This window comes from Fulvivirga ulvae (genome assembly GCF_021389975.1).
Lineage (GTDB): Bacteria > Bacteroidota > Bacteroidia > Cytophagales > Cyclobacteriaceae > Fulvivirga > Fulvivirga ulvae.
This window is the reverse complement of sequence record NZ_CP089981.1, coordinates 5,424,715-5,443,285: the sequence shown is the minus strand read 5'-3', so window position 1 is coordinate 5,443,285 and position 18,571 is coordinate 5,424,715. Positions and strand designations below refer to the sequence as shown.

The following is an 18,571-nucleotide window of genomic DNA, read 5'->3' as shown; positions in this document are numbered from 1 at the left end:
GTAAACGGGCTGTTTTATAGAAGTTGTTGAGAGTGAATATTTTGCCGGAAAAAAAAATATTTAACGTTTCAAATCTGTAGTAACCGTATAAAACTATGTACCCTGACTTGTTCAGAAGCCGGCATTGGAATAACTCACTTTATTCAGGCGATTGCAATGATTTAGTTTTGTAATTTCCATGTTTATGCTATAAAAAAAAGCCTTTAAAAATCAATCTGATTTGGCGGATTGAAGTTTTTCATACATTTGAAAAATGCAAAAAGAATCTTATCCCTTTTTGTATATCACTTCTGATAAATATGAAAACAGTTCTGTTATTACTCGTGTCTAATGTTTTTATGACGTTTGCCTGGTATGGTCATTTAAAATTCACTCATGCTGCGCTTTGGAAAGTGATCCTGATCAGTTGGGGAATTGCGTTCTTTGAATATTGCTTCCAGGTACCTGCCAATAGGATTGGCTACGGACAGTTCAACGGGTTCCAGCTTAAAACAATCCAGGAGGTGATCACCTTAGTAGTATTCATAGCCTTTTCGGTATTATACCTCAAAGAAGAGCTTAAGTGGAACTACATCGTGGGCTTCCTACTTCTACTTGCCGCCGTATTCTTTATTTTTAAAAAATGGTAAGGGCGTATATCTATTAAAAGCTTTTCGTTAAATTAATGGTATAGTTTTTTTACCCTTAGACCTATGGCAGATGTATAAGATTCTGGTACCCACTGATTTTTCGAAGTACGCTGGATATGCCACGGATTTTGCGCTGGCCCTTGCCACTATGGAAAAGGCTCATGTTCATTTTTTACATGTTGTAGAATACCCCTCCGGTGCTATGGTGGATGCTATGGGGATGATGGTACCTGTGCCGGCCGATCTGGATTTCGTCAATGTACTAAAGGAGAACTCCTTAAAAAAAATGAAAGCGCTGATCAGGGAACTGGAATTAGATGCTACATATGAGGTACAAATAGGGAACCCGTCAATACTCATACAGGAGGCTATCAGGGACAAGAGTATTGACCTTGTTGTTATGGGCACTAAAGGGGCGACGGGTTTCAAGGAAATATTCATTGGCTCCAATGCTGAAAAGGTGGTGAGAAAATCGCTGTGCCCGGTAATAACCATTCACGAAGAAACAGAAGCTACTGAAATTGAAAATATAGTTTTTGCGTCTGATCTGAGAGAAGAAAGTGATGAATTGATGCAAAAGTTAAAGCATTTGCAGAGCACTTTCGGGGCACACTTGCATATAGTAAAAATCAGTACTGATGATCGGGGGGATGATGAAGAAGTACTGGGCCAAATGCGGGAAGTTGTATCAAAGTATAAACTTAAAAATTACTCGCTGAATATTTATAAACATAAATATGAAGACGAAGGGATATTGGCGTTTGGAAAATCTATTAATGCCGACCTGATAGCATTGGGCACACACGGGAGAACAGGTTTGCCTCATTTTTTGGCCGGAAGTGTGGCAGAAAATCTCGTCAATCATGCGAAGTGCCCTATATGGACCTGCCATTTGGGTAAAACCCCGGATTACAAATAAACATGTAATCTCTAAACCTTGACCAGCGATTCGGAGTGAAGGTGCATTTCCTCCAGCAATCCAAGCTTTTTCTCAATGCCTTTTTCTTCACGAAGAGCCCTTCTCAACAGCCTGGTAATGTCAGGGTATCCTACCGAAACGGCGCAGGTCACTGCGGTCTGATAGCCGTTGATCTGATGAGTAGCCATAGCGCGCCCGGTAATGATCATCATCGTATCCGAGAGTTCAGAGCCTGTACATTGATTGGTAAGTTTCTTTTGAGATTTAGCCATGCATCGCATCACATCATCGATTTGCCCTTCAGTATCTTCTTTGAGAATTGTGAAGATAATTTCCATACGATGCTGCTGACGGAGTTTCTCTTCCATTTCTTCATCAATAAATTCTTTCAGATCCTGGGAAAATGCTTTCTCCTTAAGCGTCGGGAGTGACTCATATATAGTCCTGTCCGCATCATATAGCGAACGGATTTGTTGCAACATCATATCTTTCATATTGGTAATCTTCTTCATATCTGTCTTCCTTTCTTTCTTAAATCCAATGTGTTGTATGTTTAAACAAATATCACTTCATAGTTGTCCCAATTTTGCCTCTTTAAAACTGTCAGGGCTATTTTTTCTGCCTTTTTTTACGAGTATCTCCGCTCTTGTAACTTTATTAAAAGCTAAGAAATTCTGAGTTCAGAAACAAGGGGAAAAGCCCTGTTGACCTAACTTTTTTGTAAAAAGTGCTCTGGTTGGTACATGCGTAATAAAAGTAAGGGGCAGGGAGGATTTAATGTATATAGTCAGCCATCAGAATGAAATGTGATCATTCTTTTTTTATAACAGTTGTCCCTTTACCGATGTTTATAGTCAGTAGTGGTTATCGAGATTACTTTCAGATTATAGATCCCAATTTGCTCCTTATCAACCTTACTGACTTTAGATTGCAATTTGAATTATACTGATGAAAAACCCTGAAAAAGAGAAGGAGAAGCATATGCATAAAGGAGAAACGCGCATGCGCGGCGTGACTCGTCCCATGGCCGGAATGCAGATGAAGCAAAATCGTAAGGATATCGGGGATACCGATGAGAGAGAAGAAGAAAGCCATAAAATGAGCAGGGAGCAGCGGGAGAGGATGCTCCATATACACCATATGCAAACACTTTGGGTATATTGGCTGCTTGTGCTTCTCGGGATATGGATGGTGCTATCACCACTTACATTTAGCTACGGAAAGGCGACCGTTGACCCTGCAGGCGGGCGTGAAGTATGGCTGTCTCTTGCCGAAAGGGTGGCGGCCATGAAGTGGAGCGATATGATCAGTGGACTTTTACTCATTTTTTTTGGGTGGCGTACTCTTCGCCCAGACAGGCCTGTAAGTGTATGGATCTGTTGTTTTATTGGAGTTTGGCTTAATATGGCCCCGGTCATTTTTTGGGCTCCTAATGCGGCTGCATACATTAATGGAACGCTGGTGGGAGTACTGGTTATTGCGCTTACAATATTGATACCCGGTATGCCCAATATGATATCGTACATGAAAATGGGCGCTCAGGTACCTCAGGGCTGGAGCTACAACCCGTCCAGCTGGCCCCAAAGATGGATCATGATAGTACTGGGTTTTGCCGGATGGGTAGTATCCAGGTATCTTGGCGCATTTCAGTTAGGTTACATTGACCATGCCTGGGACCCCTTTTTTGGGGATGCCAGCAGAAAGGTGTTGAACTCAGATATGTCACATTCGTGGCCGGTTTCTGACGGAGCATTTGGTGCACTGGCCTATACTTTTGAATTTTTAATGGGTTGGATGGGTAGCCCCTCACGATGGAGAACAATGCCCTGGATGGTTACGCTTTTCGGTATTCTAGTTATACCACTTGGCCTGGTCCATATCTTTCTGGTTATTTCTCAACCCGTAGTGGTCGGTGAGTGGTGTACCTTCTGCTTACTTGCCGCGGCAATTATGCTGCCCATGATTCCTTTGGAAATAGATGAAGTAATAGCTATGGGGCAACACATGGTGCAAGCTAAGCGCCGTGGAGAGTCTATGTGGCGAGTATTTTGGAAAGGAGGTACCCCGGAAGGAAATAATAAGGATGAGCGCTCACCAAAATTGATGGAACTTCCCAATAAACCGCTAGTCGTTTTTAAAGCCGCTGTTTGGGGCATGAGTTTTCCATGGACTTTAGTACTATCAGCTTTACTGGGCCTGTGGCTGATGTTTGCCCCGGCCGTATTTAGCGCAGGCATAGAAACCACTGTTGCTGATATTAATCATCTCGGAGGTTCTCTCATTATAGTCACATCCGTGATCTGTATGGGAGAAGTATTGCGCAGAGGCCGTTATGTTAATGTTTTAACCGGACTGATAGTGGCCACTGTTCCATGGTTTGTTGCGGATGGTAACATCATGTTATACATCTCAGGTACTATTGCCGGAGTGCTGGTGGTTTTATTTTCTTTTGCCAGAGGTCCTAAAAAGGAAAGCTACGGCTATTGGGATCAATATGTGAAATAAATTTCAAGGATGATCATAGGTAAGTGATCAACATGGATTATGAATTAAAAAACAAACTCGAAATGGAAAATTCAAATAACGGAAGAAGAAAAAAGGGAGTAGCTGTAATTACCGGAGCATCTGCCGGTGTAGGCCGGGCTTGTGCCAGAGCATTTGCGGCCAAAGGCTATGATGTTGGGCTCATAGCCCGTGGACTAGATGGACTCGAAGGAGCCAGGAGAGATGTTGAAGCGCTTGGACAACAGGCTGTTTATTACCAGGTAGATGTGGCTGATGCTGATGGTCTGGAGAAGGCTGCTGATTATATTGAATCCAAGCTTGGCGATATTGATGTATGGATAAACAATGCCATGAACAGCGTATTTAGCCCTATAAAGGATATGCTCCCTGAGGAGTTTAAACGAGTAACTGAGGTTACATACCTTGGTCAGGTCTATGGTGCCCTGGTAGCTCTTAAACGAATGACGGCAAGAGATAAGGGATCCATAGTATTTGTAGGTTCGGCATTAGCCTACCGGGGTATACCTCTGCAATCGGCCTATTGTGCTGCCAAGCATGCCATACAGGGCTTTTATGACTCACTCAGGGCTGAGTTGATCCATGATAAAAGTAAGGTGAAAATATCTATGGTGGAGCTTCCTGCACTCAATACTACACAATTCAGCTTTGTAAAGAGCAGGCTGCCTCATAAACCCAGACCGATGGGTACTATTTTTCAGCCTGAAGTAGCAGCTGATGCCATACTATATGCTGCCGAGCATAACCGCAGGGAAATGTTTGTAGGATTCTCTTCGCTAAAAGCCATTTTTGGTAATAAAATAGCACCTTGGTATGCGGACCATGTATTGGCTAAAAATGGTTATGACGGCCAGCAAACAAGCGAGCCTGAAGACCCTGACCGTAAGGATAATCTCTGGGAGCCTATTCCTGGCGACCACGGTTCGCATGGTTCATTTGATGACCAGGCCTATGACACCAGTGAGCAGCTTTGGCTAAGCAAAAACAGGAAGTATATTTTGGGCGGACTTTTAGCTGTAGGCGCCCTGGTACTTCTAAAGTAATTAAAAACAGCTGTAAAGTACGGTCATTAAGTTTTTCAGAAAGCTATGAGCAAGTATAAATGGATAACAGGAGCAGGACTGTTAGCAGGAGCTATTTTGACGGATTCCCTCGTGCTTGAGCAGGTATTTATTCAAAGTCAGGCAGTTTAACATAGGTAAAAAGAGCTCCGATGACAGGGCGTGTCGCACGCATCGTACGGCTTACAGACCTTCATCCTGGCAAAATGCTTAGTCTCAATCACAAAAGATTAATTTAAAAATCAAGGACCTAAACCCGGATATTATCCTGTTTGAAGGCGAAAAATCAAGGACCTAAACCCGGATATTATCCTGTTTGAAGGCGATACCATCGACGAAGACGGGGATACCCGGGTTTTAGGTGATTTTTTTACAAGCAACGGTCCCGTTTCGATTCGGGGCAAGGTATGAAATGGTCTTATTTAAAATATTATAAGTCCGGGCGCATTCAATCCTGCCTACCTCTTCAAAAATACCAGGCCCTTTTCCAGGTCTTCCGTCAGATCGGTGAGGCTTGTTTTTTCCAGCATGTCCTGAAGAGTGTTTCTTATAGCTTTAAACTCATTATGAATAGGGCAAGGCTTGGTTTCAGAGCATTCTTTAATGCCTAGTCCACATCCGGTAAAGAGTTTGTCGCCATCGATAGCCCTTACCACATCAATAAGTTTAATTTTTTTTGCTCTTTCGTCAAGGTAAAAGCCACCATGAGGTCCTTTAACAGAGCTGATGACTTTCATGCGGCTCAGGTTTTGAAGTATCTTGGCCGTGAAGTGTTCCGGAGCACCTATCTCATTACAAATATCTTTTATACCCACCCGTTCACCATTCCTGCTTTTTGAGGCAATATAGATAGTTGCCCTTATTCCGTACTCACAAGCTTTTGAAAACATATAGATCAAAGGTAGCTATATTAAAAGATGTTTTTGTCCTGAATTATCAAATCTTTTATACAATAAATTAGCCGCTTTAAGTGTAATAACCTCAGTTTTGCTTGAAAAGACTGATTATGAGGGTTAAGTTTGGAGGTTATATCATGCCAAATTGTACCCATGCACAATTATATAGTTTATTACCTGATTATTATTCCATTATCACACTTACCATTTTTCGTCTTATACCTGCTGTCGGATTTTATATTTGTAATAGTATATTATGTATTCGGATACCGAAGAAAGGTAGTATTCAACAACCTTAAAGGTTCTTTTCCTGACAAGCCCGAGGAGGAGTTGCACCGGATAGAAAAAAAGTTTTACAGCCATATGTCAGACCTTATTGTAGAGAGTTTAAAGACCTTTACCATAAGCCGTAAGGCCGCAGCCAAAAGGATGGTGGCAAGAAACCCGGAAGTACCCAATCAGTTTTTTGAAAGGGGGCAAAGTATTGCCATGGTAGGAGGGCACTATGGTAATTGGGAGCTATATGCAGTGACCCTGAAAGAGCACCTCATGCATAAAGTTGTGGCACTTTTCACCCCGATGACGAATAAATTCTTCAATAGAAAATTTAAAGCCAGCCGGTCGAGGTATGGACTTAACATGTGCTCTATTCAGGAGATTAAAGAAGATCTGAAAAATGCTGACAGAGAAGTAACCGCCACTATCTTTGGTTCTGACCAATGTCCGCGTAAAGCTCAAAAAGCTTATTGAACCGACTTTTTAAATCAGGATACCGGAGTGCAGTTTGGCCTCGAAAAATTTGCAAGGGATAATAACCAGCCAGTTGTCTACGGAAATATATTCAAAGTAAAAAGAGGGTATTATGAAGTTGAATACAAACTTATCTGTAAAGATCCTTCAACAATGAAACACGGAGAGATCACCGAGATCCATGTGAAGATGCTTGAAGATATTATTAACACTCAGCCTGAGTATTGGCTTTGGAGCCATAAACGTTGGAAAAACAAGCGCCCGGAGACCCTGGAAGAAGGTCAGTGTTCAGTATAAACTGCTCTGGTATCTGTGCTAAAGTGGTTGTTTCTGTATTAAATATTGACGTGCTAATATTTTTGCATAGTTATTGATTGGCAATTGATGACATGATCATCAGACAAGCTGAAAATTAACGTGAAGATAGCATGATTAAATTGATAAGGAAGGGACTGTTTCTAACACCATTTGTATTATTCTTTTTTGCGGCGGACCGGTATGGTGAAGAGAATACCGCCAGACTGGAGAATAAAAGAACCTTAACCACTAACAAAACAATGGAAGTGGAACCGGGTGGACGGTTGCAGGTAATTGTAAAAGGGAATGAAAAACTGCAACCACTGGTATTGTTGAATAATGGGGAGAATAATGGCAGTAGTGGGGAAAGTGATGCCACTCCCGTCAGGCATATTCTGGTTTGTCATCCTTACGCTGCCCATGGTACATATGTTTGTGAACGTATCATGCCTTCTTTTTCACTAACTTCACTTTTCCGGAACCCAGACTAAGTAGATTTAGCTTAACTGATCCATAGTATTTATTTAGTACTAAAACTCTCTGATTGCTCATGTGAATTGGGGAGTTATTGTTATACTTGAATCAGGAATTTAAGAATACCTTAAAGCTCTGGTTCATGTTGACAGGCCCTTTGTAGCCAAGGGTATGAAAGGGCAGAGCAAACTGATTGATTATCAGTAATCAATACTAAAATATCAAATAAAAATATGCAGGTATCAGGACACATCATAGATATAGAAAATCAAAAGATCTTTAAAGGAGAAGTAGTCATTTCAGACGGAGTCATTACGGCTATCCATGAAAAGGATAATGTTGATGATCAATATCTGCTTCCGGGGTTTATTGATGCCCACGTGCATGTTGAGAGTTCTATGGTAGTACCTTCTGAGTTTGCTCGCATGGCGGTAGTGCATGGTACGGTTGCCACCATATCAGATCCGCATGAAATAGGTAATGTTTTGGGTGTGGATGGTGTCAACTATATGATTGATAATGGTAAGCAGGTGCCCTTCAAGTTTTATTTTGGTGCACCAAGCTGTGTCCCTGCCACACCTTTTGAGACGGCGGGGGCTGAAATTGATGTGGAGGGTGTTGAAGAATTACTGAAAAAAGAAGAAGTAATATACCTGGCAGAAATGATGAACTGGCCGGGAGTTCTGAATAATGACCCCCTGGTAAAGTCAAAAATAGCACTGGCCAAAAAATACGGTAAAGTAGTGGATGGCCATGCTCCGGGTCTCAAAGGCGAACAAGCCAAACAGTATATTGCGGCAGGCATAAGTACAGACCATGAGTGCTTTACTGCCGAAGAAGCCCTGGATAAGTTAAAGTATGGCATGAAGATTATCATTCGAGAGGGGAGTGCCGCAAAGAATTTTGAAGCTCTGATAGATCTCATGAACGATCATTGGGAGCAGATGATGTTCTGCTCGGATGATAAGCACCCTGACAATCTTGAAGAAGGGCATATCAACTTGCTTGTAAAGCGTGCACTTACCAAAGGGATTGACCTGTATAAAGTCTTAAAAGCAGCTTGTATTAATCCTATAGACCACTATGGCATGCAAGTCGGCAAGCTAAAAGTGGGAGACCCGGCCGATTTTATAGTTGTAAATAATACCAGTGATTTTAAAGTACTGAAAACCTTTATCAACGGCCAACTGGTGGCAGAAAACGGGATTACCAAAATTTCCAGTGTAGAAAACAGGATAGTCAATAATTTCAATACAAAGCTCAAGAAAACATCGGACTTTGCCCTAAAAGCTAAAGGAAAGGAAATAAGAGTGATCGAAGCTATGGATGGACAGCTGATTACCAATGAGTTATCCTTAAACCTTAAAGCTGAGAATGGGTTTGCTGTATCTGATACTGAGCATGACATATTAAAGATTACCGTAGTCAATCGCTACGAAAATGCAGCTCCGGCGATAGCTTTTATTAAAAACTTTGGCCTGAAAAAAGGCGCTATTGCCTCATCCGTTGGGCACGATTCTCACAACATCATAGCCGTTGGTGTTGACGACGAATCCATAGCGATAGCTGTGAACATGATCATCGAGGCCAGGGGTGGAGTATCTGCCGTAGGTGACAATAAAAGTATGGTTGTAAAGCTGCCTGTTGCCGGGATCATGTCACCGGAAGATGGATACGAAGTGGCAAAACAGTATAAAGCCATAGATAAGATGGCTAAAAAACTGGGCAGCAGGCTTAACTCACCTTTTATGACCCTGTCATTTATGGCTTTGCTGGTAATCCCATCCCTTAAGCTTAGTGACAAAGGACTTTTTGAAGGCAATCGGTTTGAATTTACCGATGTATTTAAACCATAGATCAACTGGCTGACTGGCCAGAAAAGTGGTCATCCTCTTTTAAATGTCAGGATTTATCTCTAATATGTACCTTATTCGTGAGTGCATGAAGAGATTTTTCTCCATGGTATTTCTTAGCATTTTCCTAACCTATCATCTTGGTTATTATGGGGTTTATCTGGTCATGTGGTACAAGATAGAAAGCGACTGGCAACAAAAAGTATCCGGTATTAATTTTAAAGCAGGTGATCTCAAAAAGATATCTACACCACTTTCATTACCTTATAGCTCTGACCAGCAGGAGTATCAGGAGACATCCGGCTCAATTCATATTGATGGTAAGTTTTACCGGTTTGTAAAATATCGTTATGCGCAGGATTCTTTGCATTTGCTTTACGTCAATGACAATAAAATGGCGGAGCTTCATGATGCCCTGCGTGACTGGGCAGTTTCATTTACAAGTATTCCTGTTTCCAAAAACGGAAATGTTGAATTATGGAAATCCATGTCCAAGGACTTCATATTCCTGATTTCATTCAGCCTGACGACACACAGTGGAATTGACTGGTCGTGTGTGTTTGGAGACCGGTCAGATAATTGGCTGACTCATTTTATTAAGGTACCTTCACCACCCCCGAAAGTTTGCTAAAGGCTAATTATACACTTTGAAAAAGCATGCTTACTGCCAGTATTCCTGGGTTTAACGTGCTGCCCTATAGTTTAATTGGCCTTTTATCCCTCTTCTTGTTTTGTAAAATCAATTTAACACCTAACTATCAATAAAAGCATAACATCTCGCTTATGGCCTGATGTGTCTGCTTATAGTATTTTGACCGACCTGACTATAATATACAATCTGGTCGGTCAGACAAAACATTTACATACCATGAAAAAACTTATTCTAACCCTTACAATATTCTTGTTGAGCCTATATGCCTGGGATGATCTATATGCCCAAGGCTGTGTGGCTATTCGTTCATTTTCCGGTTGTGGCACCGGGGTGGGAAACGGAGCTATTTTGATGCCCGGTGAATCTGTGGCAGGCGTAAATTTCCGATACTTTCAATCCTTCAGACATTTCAGAGGAAAAGAAGAGGAAAAGGAACGGGTAGAGCTTGGAACCGAGGTTATCAATGATTCGTATTTTGCAGATTTTTCCTATACCTATGCATTTGCTGACAGGTTTTATGCATCACTTACTGTACCGTTTGTATATCACGAGCGCTCCTCGATGTATGAGCACGGAGGCAATAGCCTTGGCGAAAGACACAAGACTTACGCAAAGGGACTTGCTGATATCCGTATTGCTACCGGGTATTGGTTTTTGGATCCGGAAAAGCATCCAGCGACTAATATCTCTCTCGCCCTGGGCCTGAAATTACCAACTGGTGACTACGATGCAGAAGGAAAGTTCTACAATGCCGGCTCAGATGGAGAAACGGTTACACGGCCTGTAGATCAATCCATTCAGCCCGGAGATGGGGGACTTGGCATCACCCTGGAAACGCAAGGCTTTTACCAATTGAGCCCTAAGTTTGTACTTAATGGAAATTTCTATTACCTGATTAACCCCAAACAGCATAATGGCACCAGAAGAAGAGAGGGAGCCGACCCGTATGCTGCACCTGACCAATATGCTGCACGATTGGCTATGTTATACGCCACACCATTGAATGGGCTTGGATTTTCTTTTGGTGGCCGTATGGAATGTGTACCCGTATACGACCTGATAGGGAGTAGTGATGCCTACAGAAGACCCGGATACGCCATTTCAGTAGAGCCCGGAATAAATTACCAGGTAAGAAATTTTCTATTTAACGCCAGCGTACCGGTGGCTATAGAAAGAAACCGTACTCAAAGCTATCTGGATAAAAAAAGTGAGCGGGAAACCGGAGAACCCCGGCACGGTGATGCGGCTTTTGCCGATTATCTGATCAATGTAGGTGTGGTTTACAGGTTTCATAAAAAGAATAAACCCGAAGATATTTTCAATGCTAATGAATAGTAATTGATAAGAAAGAGCCATCTGCGGTGCCGGAAGGCTAGGGGGCTTACGGTGCCCGGATGCTCTTCTAAATTCAGTATAGTGTACTGTAATTGGGAATTTGAACTTCCCTGACTGGAGTTGACGGTATAACTAAAACCTATGTTATTTTGCTGTTCAACTGTCATTTCCGTTAATGAGGCTGTCCACCAGCGGCTGTAGCTGTTCCGAATACTTTATTTCGCCCTGAAGCAGCCATTCCTGCGTATCAATTAAAATGTCATAACCTGGTGTATGAATATGCCTGGGGATTTTAAACAGGCGTTCATCCTTCTTGTCAAAGGGGCAGCTGACCTTTGAGCTAAACAGGTATGGGAGTAAAGTTTTTGAACAGCTTAAACCTATTCTGTTAATTTCATAATCCTCGAAATACTCCTGGAGCCTTTCGTTAATGCTTTCAAAAAAGTGAATAGTATTGGCAAGTCTTACACGTGATCCTGCCCGGGATTTTCCCTTGGATTTTAGATATTTGACCTGACTCTTTCCCTGTTTTTTTCTTACCATATAGGATTTAAACACCTTGTGATCAACTATAATATCGTCATCAAAATACCCTACGGCGGCCTTGCCGGCTTGTATGAGTATAATTATGTACCCAATACTTTCTTCGTCTTCATCCTGGTCTTTTTCATGATCAATATGAGGGAAATTTACCGGAAGCCGGATCCTGATATTCTCCTCAACGGTTGCGTCAGTGTCAATAGTTATCCGGTGTTTCTCCGGATCATATAGCCAGGAAAGACCCGAGGCTTTCAGTCGCCTGATCAGATTAAAGGTTTCGTGCCGGGTTAAAAGCTGGTTCATGGTTAGTTAGCAAATGTATCAATGTTTCCCATAAGAAGATATAAAATTTGTGGTGGGCATGGTTTAGTATTACCTCTCGGATTTCAGAAAACCTTAAAACAAAAAAATCTTTGTCTTAAACAAGAGGCGTGATTTAAGGTTAGTTAGTTGATAAAAGCACAAAATTATTGAATAGCAGCATCTATGGCAGATTCCGTAGCGGATACTACATCGGTTAAGCAGAGTAAAGCACCATTATATGTATCTATAGCTATTCTTGCGGCCTTGGTACTAAGCTATTTTTTGATCCCTGACTTTCAGGATTTCCTTAATAATACCTGGCAGGTACTTACCAGCGATAACGAATCACGTATCAAAAATTGGGTAGATCAATTTGGCATTTTCGGGCCTGTGGCTATAGTACTTTCCATGATCTTACAAATGTTCTTACTCGTTATACCCACACCACTTCTAATGGTAGTTTCAGTGCTGGCCTACGGCCCGCTTTGGGGTAGCCTTATCATATTGGTGGCTGTTTTTTGTGCATCTACCACTGGCTATCTGATCGGAGCATATTTAGGGCCGCCTGTAGTTAAGAAGCTGCTTGGAGGAAAATCCGAGAAAAAAATTGAGTCTTTCATTAAAGATTACGGATTTTGGGCAGTGGTTGTCACACGCATTTCACCTTTTCTCTCCAATGATGCCATAAGCTTTGTCGGAGGCATATTAAGAATGGGATACTGGAGATTTATAGGAGCCACCTTACTTGGCATAACACCACTGACTGTATTTATTGCCTATCTTGGAGAAAATAGCAAGCGTCTGAGAAGCGGATTGCTTTGGGGCTCAGTTGCAAGTATTGTCCTTTTTGTATTATATGTATGGTGGGATAAACGGCGCCAGAAAAACAAGTCATAAACCGCACGTTGCAGGCTTATTCTGATTGTTAAAGAATTAAAGTTTACATCTTCTTTCAGGTCGGACATGGTTAGTTTATATTTGAAATAAACCCATACGCTATGAGAGGAGTAAACATCATCGGTGCCTACAATTCCAGGTTCGGAAAACTTGAAGAAGAGTCTCTTTACAGCTTGTACCAAAAGGCTATAGCGGGTGCTTTGGAAGATGCCCGGCGTAGTGTGGAAGATATTGATGCTGTTTTTGTTGGTAACTTTAGCGGAGGTAGCTTTAATAACCAGGAGAATATTGCATCGTTTGGCGTAAATGCTATGCCGGGCTTGCGCCACAAACCGATGTACCGTACTGAAAATGCATGCGCTTCAGGTTCTTCAGCAGTGCATATGGCAGCCATGGCCATCAAATCAGGCATGATAAAACGTGCCCTGGTCGTTGGACTTGAAAAAATGACGGCGCTGGATACGAAAGGTGTAACACGTGCACTGGCTTTGGCCACTTTTTGGCCTGAGGAAGGCTCAAAGGACGTAACTGCCCCATGTATGTTTGCGCAGTTGGCTAATGGATGGATGAAGAAATATAGTTATACTGAGGAACAGCTAAGACCATGGTTGGCAGAAATCGGCTCCAAAAACTACACAAATGCCGCTCAAAACCCATTGGCGCATTTACAAAAAGCCAGAACTGCCGAAGAAATCATGTCCCTACCCGATGAAAAGAATCCGATGGTCAATACTCCTCTGAGGTTGCACGATTGCTCTCTCATATCCGATGGTTCGGCAGCACTTGTTTTGGAGGCAGAAGGAGAATCATCGGAGGGGGCGAGTGTAGCTTTAAGAGGGTTTTATAATGCCAGTGATTACCTGGATACGTTTGGCGTAAACAAATCGGACTCGTTTCTCGAAGGAGCGTCCTTTGCGGTTAAAAATGCATTGGAGCAGGCAGGTATAACAATAAAGAATATACAGCTGGCAGAAGTGCATGATTGTTTCACCATTACAGAAATGCTTTTATATAGTGCCCTGGGATTAACCAAGCCAGGGCGGGAATTTGAGGCTATTGAAAGTAAAACCGTGTTTCCCGGAGGTGAATGTGTCGTCAATGCATCAGGTGGGTTGAAAGCCAAGGGCCATCCTATAGGTGCCACGGGAGTATCTATGCACGCTTACATTTATAAACAATTGACCAGTCAGCCCTTTGGACTGAAAGTGCCTGATGCAGAATGCGGGTTGGTTATGAACATCGGAGGATCAGGAACCTCCAACTGCGCATCTGTGCTTACCCGGATGGCATAGCCTTTTGCACTTACTAAATAACAAACATCCAGAAACTGGAAATGCTCAGGAACCACTTTCCAGTCACAATATCTTCACATATCCTTAATGCTGTCTTTTAATTTTAACTCAGAATAATTTTTTTATATTGTATTGAGTTTCAACTAAAACCTAAACCGATGAAAAATTTTTACCGGACAGTATTATGTCTGTTCCTATCTCTTGTTGCCGTTCATTTTACCTATTCTCAAGTTGCTAATGGTTCTTTTGAAAGCTGGACAGGAAATGCTCCAGACAGTTGGACCACTATTGATAATGGAATATCATTAAGTGAAAGTACTTCTGTTAAAAAAGAAGGCAGCAGCTCAGCCAGTATTACAGTAAATACCTCCACGCAGGGAGACACAGACTTGCGTCAAACAATTAATGTAACCTCAGGGCAAAACTACACTTTCTCTGTATGGGTATACCACACAGAGGGTGGTATGAGAGCCAGGTTGTACGTTGATGGTTATCAGAATTACTCAGACCCCTCAATTGTAAACCAGTGGCAACAGGTATCCTTTTCCTACACACCTTCATCTTCTAGCATAGAGGTAGGTTTGAGGTTTTATGATGTATCCGGGTTTGATGGCTCTGAAATAGTTTATGCTGACCTGTTTGAGCCAACCACAGCTTCAGGAGGTGGTTCTGGCGGTGGCGGTACAGGTGGTTGTACTGATGTATCAGTTACCTTAAAAACCGACAACTATGCCAGCGAAACAAGCTGGGCGATTAAAAATAGCAGTGGAACTACCCTGCATTCAGGAAATAATTACAGCAATAACACTACATATACCGGAACCTTTTGCCTTGAGGCCGGGGATTATACTTTCACCATTTATGATTCTTACGGCGATGGTATCTGCTGTGCCTATGGTAATGGATACTATACAGTTGAATCAGCAGGAACTACATTAGGCTCCGGCGGGTCGTTTGGTTCGTCAGAGACAGTGCCCTTCACTATTGGCTCAACTGATCCGGGAGATGGTGGCGGTGATACCGGAGACTACTATAACAGTGCATCAGGCCTTACAGGATATACGTTAAAAACAGCTCTTTATAATATTATAAAGGGGCATACTGCTCAGGGGTATAGTGCTCTGTGGACATTCTATAATTCCAGTGAACTGGACCAGAGCTATGAGCATGATGGTACCATTCTCGACATGTATTCCGAAAATCCAAATGGCAATGACCCTTATAATTTTACGAAGTCAAATGACCAATGCGGCACATATTCAGGAGAGGGTGATTGCTATAACAGAGAGCACTCCTTTCCTAGAAGTTGGTTTGGAGGTGCTGTTGAGCCCATGAATTCAGATGTACATCATATTTTTGCCACTGATGGCTACGTGAACGGTAAACGCAGCAGCTATCCGTATGGTGAAGTCGGCTCTGCAAGTTATACCTCTTCTAATGGAAGTAAATTAGGCAGTTCAGCTGCAGGCTTAGGATACAACGGTACCGTTTTCGAACCTATAGATGAGTTTAAAGGAGATTTTGCAAGAGCAGCGTTTTATATGGCTACACGTTATGAGAATGTAATAGGTTCATGGGAAAACAATAGCTCTTATGGTGACGCTGTTCTGGATGGTTCAGGCAATAAAGTATTTGAAGACTGGGCACTTAACATGTTGATGGCGTGGCACAATGCAGACCCGGTAAGCGCAAAGGAAGTAAGCAGAAATGAAGCAGCCTACACTCATCAGGGCAACAGGAATCCATTTGTAGATCATCCGGAGTGGGTGGGAGACATCTGGGGCGGAGGCTCCTCACTTGCACGTACTGCGGGTACAGATGATGAGCATGCAATGAGTACTACATATGCAGGAAAGCACCTTTTGGTAAATCATGGTCATGTTAAGCCTGTAAATGTCACTGTTTTTGATGCTGCAGGCCGTCAGGTGATAGATTATAAGTGTAATAGTGAAAAATCTCCTGTTACTGATATTCCAGTTACACTGATGTCTAATTCGCTTTATATTATTAAGGTTTTTACTGCTGATAAAGTAATGAGCCAAAAGCTGATCATTGAAAACTAAGGAAGAATAATATTAAATATAAAGCCCGCCAGGTCTCAGGACTAACATTCCTTGCCGGGCGGGTTTTATACTTAGGAATTCATTATATCTTTAAAAGGCTTAGTCTACCTCACCAAACCTTTTGTCCCCACACATTCTTACAATTCGGGGGGTGAAAGTACCTAATATCTCTACAAGCGCTGTTTGATAAGACATAACCTGATGGATGTCCTTATAAACCATAGGCGCTTCATCCAGTCCCGAGCCAATAACTTCAATGCCAGCCTTTTTCAGGTGCTCATCCACCTCCCTTTTGGATAACGTTTCCTTGGCCTTTCTCCGCGACATCACCCGGCCGGCACCGTGAGAGGCTGAGTTAAGCGAGTCAGCCAGCCCCTTGCCCCGGACGATAAAGCCTGGAGCAGTCATTGAGCCCGGAATAATTCCCAGTACTCCTTTCTCTGCCGGTGTAGCCCCTTTACGATGAACAATCACCTCATTGCCAAAGCGGTCTGACTCTTTCCATGCAAAATTGTGGTGATTTTCAACCATCATCAGTGGTTTCTCCCCCAATGTTGCAGAAAGCCGTTCATGGATCTGATGATGACATGCTGAGGCATAATCGCCTGCCAGGTTCATGGCATTCCAGTACTCTGCGCCATCGTCTGTATCCAATCCGAGCCAGGCCAGGTGACGCGCTTCTTTAGGAAGCCTGCACTTGTCCATGGCCAGTCTGGTATAATGCCGCGCCACATTGGCGCCCAGACCGCGGGAACCAGAGTGGGAGAGTACTGCCAGGTATCTGCCGGTAGGTAATCCCCATTCATTATCAGCTTCCATAATCTCACCTATGCCAAATTCAACAAAGTGGTTACCACCACCAGAACTACCGATCTGGCTGTAAGCCCTGTCTTTTAAGGATTTCAGGATATTGATCTCATTGAAAGCACTTCTTTCCAGCACTTCATGATCTACCGGCTGTCTAAATACTTCATTGCCGAAACGGGTATTATCTATTAGCATTTTTTTTAGCTTAAATCCGTTTTGTTCAATAAACTCCGGCCGGATGTCATACAGCGTCATACACATTCTGCAGCCAATATCGACACCCACTGCATAGGGGATAACCGCATTGTCCGTAGCCAGAACGCCACCTATTGGCAAGCCATATCCCTGGTGGGCATCTGGCATCAAAGCACCGGCTTTGGTAACAGGGAGCTTCATGGCTATTTCCATCTGGTTGATGGCGCCTGGTTCTATCCCTTCAGCACCGTAGATACGATAGTCAAGTCTGTTTTTGTTTAGCTCCACCGTCTCATTATGCTCTGTTTTTATAATCAGGCTTTTGGCAACAGGCGCCAGTGAATCATGCTTAAGATAGAACTCAGGATTTTTTACTACCTGCGCAAGTAGCTCTAGCTTTTGCTTTTTACTCTTGCCTTTGTATTTTTCTTCAAGCACCTTCATGGCTATGCCTATTACCTTACCTTCAGGATAGCCAAGTTTTCTCAACTCCCTTCCTGATATCTTTGTAGTTGCCATTGTAATAAATTTTTAACGTTTCCAGAGAGATCAAGCCACGTCCAGCGTTGTGACGTAGTCCATTTGCTCTCTGATTTTTATTTTTCTGGCAATACGTTCGATACCACGTTCGCAACAGCTGATCACATCCTCGTCGAGAGCATTAATAATAGCCTCACTATAAGCAGAGATAGCGTTTTTATAATCTCGAAGCATCTCAAAGGCTTCAGCTTTATACCGTTGTATATAGCAAAGATTAACGCCGTCTATCTTTTCAGCTTTTCCGGCAAATTTTATCATCTCCGCGTACTTTGAGGTCATTTTCAGGAGATAGATGTAATCACTGTATGTAGCGGCATGGTACGGTTCAAACCGCATTGCCATCTTAAAGTGGACCTCAGCAAGATCATACTGGTTAAGCTGAGATGCATAGATCCAGCCCAGCAATTGATGGGCACGCCCATGATCAGGCTGATCTTCCAGAAGTTCCATCAAAAGCCTTTTGGCCTGGATGAAGTCCCAGCAATCAATGTGGTCCTTTGCTTTAAGAATATATTCTTCTGTATTTAGTAATATATCGTCCATTA

At 42.6% G+C, this 18,571-nt stretch carries 16 protein-coding genes and 1 pseudogene; 12 read left to right on the top strand and 5 right to left on the bottom strand.

Features of this window, described 5'->3' with window-relative positions:
* Positions 1-299 precede the first annotated feature (299 nt).
* Entirely contained in the window at positions 300-629 is a 330-nt protein-coding gene (locus tag LVD17_RS22930; protein ID WP_233761709.1) for a DMT family protein, read from the top strand.
* Between the two features lie 70 nt (positions 630-699).
* Positions 700-1,548, top strand: coding sequence for a universal stress protein (locus LVD17_RS22925; RefSeq protein ID WP_233761707.1), 849 nt, complete (start codon positions 700-702; stop codon positions 1,546-1,548).
* 11 nt (positions 1,549-1,559) lie between these two features.
* On the opposite strand, the gene LVD17_RS22920 is transcribed toward LVD17_RS22925, so the two are convergent.
* The gene (locus LVD17_RS22920; protein WP_233761705.1) at positions 1,560-2,060 is read right to left on the bottom strand and encodes a YciE/YciF ferroxidase family protein; all 501 of its coding nucleotides are present in this window, start codon (positions 2,058-2,060) and stop codon (positions 1,560-1,562) included.
* Positions 2,061-2,496: 436 nt separating this feature from the next.
* Between LVD17_RS22920 and LVD17_RS22915 the strand changes: the two genes are divergently transcribed.
* Together LVD17_RS22915 and LVD17_RS22910 are read left to right on the top strand one after the other, a co-directional pair.
* Positions 2,497-4,053, top strand: a complete 1,557-nt coding sequence (locus LVD17_RS22915) for a vitamin K epoxide reductase family protein (protein WP_233761703.1) — start codon at positions 2,497-2,499, stop codon at positions 4,051-4,053.
* Between the two features lie 62 nt (positions 4,054-4,115).
* Positions 4,116-5,114: an SDR family oxidoreductase gene (locus tag LVD17_RS22910; protein ID WP_233761701.1), complete on the top strand. Its 999-nt coding sequence runs from the start codon at positions 4,116-4,118 to the stop codon at positions 5,112-5,114.
* Between the two features lie 476 nt (positions 5,115-5,590).
* Here the strand turns inward: LVD17_RS22910 and LVD17_RS22905 are convergent, their stop codons facing one another.
* Positions 5,591-6,022 carry an RrF2 family transcriptional regulator gene (locus LVD17_RS22905; protein ID WP_233761699.1) on the bottom strand — a complete coding sequence of 144 codons (432 nt, stop codon included), beginning with the start codon at positions 6,020-6,022 and terminating at the stop codon, positions 5,591-5,593.
* 159 nt (positions 6,023-6,181) lie between these two features.
* Here LVD17_RS22905 and LVD17_RS22900 point away from each other — a divergent pair.
* From LVD17_RS22900 to LVD17_RS22880, 5 genes and pseudogenes are all read left to right on the top strand, one after another.
* Positions 6,182-7,075, top strand: a pseudogene (locus tag LVD17_RS22900) (lysophospholipid acyltransferase family protein).
* A gap of 131 nt (positions 7,076-7,206) precedes the next feature.
* Positions 7,207-7,566, top strand: a complete 360-nt coding sequence (locus LVD17_RS22895; protein WP_233761697.1) for a hypothetical protein — start codon at positions 7,207-7,209, stop codon at positions 7,564-7,566.
* Positions 7,567-7,782: 216 nt separating this feature from the next.
* Entirely contained in the window at positions 7,783-9,405 is a 1,623-nt protein-coding gene (gene ade / locus LVD17_RS22890; RefSeq protein WP_233761695.1) for an adenine deaminase, read from the top strand.
* An 85-nt stretch (positions 9,406-9,490) separates the two neighbouring features.
* Entirely contained in the window at positions 9,491-10,033 is a 543-nt protein-coding gene (locus LVD17_RS22885) for a hypothetical protein (RefSeq protein WP_233761693.1), read from the top strand.
* Positions 10,034-10,270: 237 nt separating this feature from the next.
* Positions 10,271-11,389 carry a transporter gene (locus LVD17_RS22880; protein ID WP_233761691.1) on the top strand — a complete coding sequence of 373 codons (1,119 nt, stop codon included), beginning with the start codon at positions 10,271-10,273 and terminating at the stop codon, positions 11,387-11,389.
* Positions 11,390-11,545: 156 nt separating this feature from the next.
* Here LVD17_RS22880 and LVD17_RS22875 read toward each other — a convergent pair whose 3' ends face one another.
* Complete coding sequence (locus tag LVD17_RS22875; RefSeq protein WP_233761689.1) at positions 11,546-12,232, bottom strand: VLRF1 family release factor; 687 nt, start codon at positions 12,230-12,232, stop codon at positions 11,546-11,548.
* 183 nt (positions 12,233-12,415) lie between these two features.
* Here LVD17_RS22875 and LVD17_RS22870 point away from each other — a divergent pair, with 183 nt between their 5' ends.
* The 3 genes from LVD17_RS22870 (at position 12,416) to LVD17_RS22860 (ending at position 16,484) form a co-directional block, all read left to right on the top strand.
* A complete protein-coding gene (locus tag LVD17_RS22870; protein ID WP_233761687.1) occupies positions 12,416-13,129 on the top strand; it encodes a TVP38/TMEM64 family protein in 714 nt (237 codons plus the stop codon).
* Positions 13,130-13,230: 101 nt separating this feature from the next.
* Complete coding sequence (locus tag LVD17_RS22865; protein WP_233761685.1) at positions 13,231-14,421, top strand: thiolase C-terminal domain-containing protein; 1,191 nt, start codon at positions 13,231-13,233, stop codon at positions 14,419-14,421.
* A 158-nt stretch (positions 14,422-14,579) separates the two neighbouring features.
* Entirely contained in the window at positions 14,580-16,484 is a 1,905-nt protein-coding gene (locus LVD17_RS22860; protein WP_233761683.1) for an endonuclease, read from the top strand.
* 99 nt (positions 16,485-16,583) lie between these two features.
* Here LVD17_RS22860 and LVD17_RS22855 read toward each other — a convergent pair whose 3' ends face one another.
* Together LVD17_RS22855 and LVD17_RS22850 are read right to left on the bottom strand one after the other, a co-directional pair.
* Entirely contained in the window at positions 16,584-18,005 is a 1,422-nt protein-coding gene (locus LVD17_RS22855; protein ID WP_233761681.1) for an RtcB family protein, read from the bottom strand.
* Between the two features lie 30 nt (positions 18,006-18,035).
* Complete coding sequence (locus LVD17_RS22850; RefSeq protein WP_233761679.1) at positions 18,036-18,569, bottom strand: tetratricopeptide repeat protein; 534 nt, start codon at positions 18,567-18,569, stop codon at positions 18,036-18,038.
* Positions 18,570-18,571: the final 2 nt, after the last annotated feature.

Excerpts from the sequence above, each read along its gene's own strand:
- LVD17_RS22880 (WP_233761691.1), top strand. The coding sequence starts at position 10,271 with ATGAAAAAACTTATTCTAACCCTTACAATATTCTTGTTGAGCCTATAT.
- LVD17_RS22860 (WP_233761683.1), top strand. The coding sequence starts at position 14,580 with ATGAAAAATTTTTACCGGACAGTATTATGTCTGTTCCTATCTCTTGTT.
- LVD17_RS22930 (WP_233761709.1), top strand. The coding sequence starts at position 300 with ATGAAAACAGTTCTGTTATTACTCGTGTCTAATGTTTTTATGACGTTT.
- LVD17_RS22915 (WP_233761703.1), top strand. The coding sequence starts at position 2,497 with ATGAAAAACCCTGAAAAAGAGAAGGAGAAGCATATGCATAAAGGAGAA.
- LVD17_RS22865 (WP_233761685.1), top strand. The coding sequence starts at position 13,231 with ATGAGAGGAGTAAACATCATCGGTGCCTACAATTCCAGGTTCGGAAAA.
- LVD17_RS22870 (WP_233761687.1), top strand. The coding sequence starts at position 12,416 with ATGGCAGATTCCGTAGCGGATACTACATCGGTTAAGCAGAGTAAAGCA.
- LVD17_RS22905 (WP_233761699.1), bottom strand. The coding sequence starts at position 6,022 with ATGTTTTCAAAAGCTTGTGAGTACGGAATAAGGGCAACTATCTATATT.
- LVD17_RS22850 (WP_233761679.1), bottom strand. The coding sequence starts at position 18,569 with ATGGACGATATATTACTAAATACAGAAGAATATATTCTTAAAGCAAAG.
- LVD17_RS22855 (WP_233761681.1), bottom strand. The coding sequence starts at position 18,005 with ATGGCAACTACAAAGATATCAGGAAGGGAGTTGAGAAAACTTGGCTAT.
- LVD17_RS22910 (WP_233761701.1), top strand. The coding sequence starts at position 4,116 with ATGGAAAATTCAAATAACGGAAGAAGAAAAAAGGGAGTAGCTGTAATT.
- LVD17_RS22885 (WP_233761693.1), top strand. The coding sequence starts at position 9,491 with ATGAAGAGATTTTTCTCCATGGTATTTCTTAGCATTTTCCTAACCTAT.
- LVD17_RS22925 (WP_233761707.1), top strand. The coding sequence starts at position 700 with ATGTATAAGATTCTGGTACCCACTGATTTTTCGAAGTACGCTGGATAT.
- LVD17_RS22895 (WP_233761697.1), top strand. The coding sequence starts at position 7,207 with ATGATTAAATTGATAAGGAAGGGACTGTTTCTAACACCATTTGTATTA.
- LVD17_RS22920 (WP_233761705.1), bottom strand. The coding sequence starts at position 2,060 with ATGAAGAAGATTACCAATATGAAAGATATGATGTTGCAACAAATCCGT.
- ade (WP_233761695.1), top strand. The coding sequence starts at position 7,783 with ATGCAGGTATCAGGACACATCATAGATATAGAAAATCAAAAGATCTTT.
- LVD17_RS22875 (WP_233761689.1), bottom strand. The coding sequence starts at position 12,232 with ATGAACCAGCTTTTAACCCGGCACGAAACCTTTAATCTGATCAGGCGA.